At 52.9% G+C, this 943-nt stretch carries 2 protein-coding genes; both read right to left on the bottom strand.

Annotation, left to right across the window (positions count from 1 at the left end; genetic code table 11):
- Positions 1–247, bottom strand: a 247-nt coding sequence (locus WA429_RS21300; RefSeq protein WP_336107920.1) for a hypothetical protein, incomplete at its 3' end; no start/stop codon positions are given.
- A gap of 203 nt (positions 248–450) precedes the next feature.
- Positions 451–943, bottom strand: a 493-nt coding sequence (locus WA429_RS21295; RefSeq protein ID WP_336107919.1) for a hypothetical protein, incomplete at its 5' end; no start/stop codon positions are given.

Here is a 943-nt window from a genome sequence, read left to right as displayed (position 1 = left end):
GCTGGCTTGAAATGTCGATATCTTCGAAAACCTTTTCGATCCGGCCATCAAGGGTAGCCATAGATTTGATTGCCCCGGTGACGCTCGAACCGTTCATGCCAGGACCGGCCACGTCGGAGAATTTCATCTGCTGAGCGTTCGCCATCTTGGTCACTGACAAAGCAGTCCCAAGAGCGAGAGCCGAGACCGCGGCGGCAAGGAGCAATCTCGGAAAGCGGTGAACGAATTGGGAGTTTTTTGAGCGCATCGGGTACGTCCTTAAAATGAAGTTTCCCGGATGCTACGTCATGTCAGAACGACCAATGTGCGGGTTGTGAGCAAATTTCCTCACTTAGAAGCACATTGCAGAGGTTGAGACAAAAAAGCGGGGGCTATTGCCCCCGCGAGTTGTTGTGGTGGTTTTGGAATGTGCGTTGGGGAGACATTTTCTGTGATGCCTCCCCAACTCTATTAGGCGTCTGGATCCGACAAGGACACTTCTGCGGACTCTGCACCAGAGTCGTCAATCGCGACCACTGATACCGTTGGAACGGTCTCGTAGTCGGCACGCGGGGTGGTCATGCGGTACCCGCGAACTGTATCGATCACGGTACCGTTAATCGTCCACCGATAGTCCGTCACGGTTCCATCCGGGTCGTCACAATACGCTTTGTATGAATAAGACGTACTGAACATGTCACCGGTAAGCTCACAAACCGGTTCTTGGTTCGGATAAACGTCGATGCTCTTTGTTTCCTGGATCGTCTGACCAAACTCGGTTTCGACATCGACCCTTACCGTATGGCTTCCTGCTGACAGCACCGTGCTCTGACGCGGACGATCATCCTCGGTCGAAAGCTCGCCGTTCACATAATAGCTATACTTCACTGGCCGATCATCGGGATGACCGCCGCGCATAATCGTGTCGAGACTTACTTCGAGTGGTTCACGGAAATGCTCGTTA

This window comes from Thalassospira sp. CH_XMU1420-2, assembly GCF_037029325.1.
In the GTDB taxonomy this organism is placed as follows: domain Bacteria; phylum Pseudomonadota; class Alphaproteobacteria; order Rhodospirillales; family Thalassospiraceae; genus Thalassospira; species Thalassospira povalilytica.
Note: the sequence above shows the minus strand (reverse complement) of the source record. Positions and strands in the feature narration are given on the sequence as shown.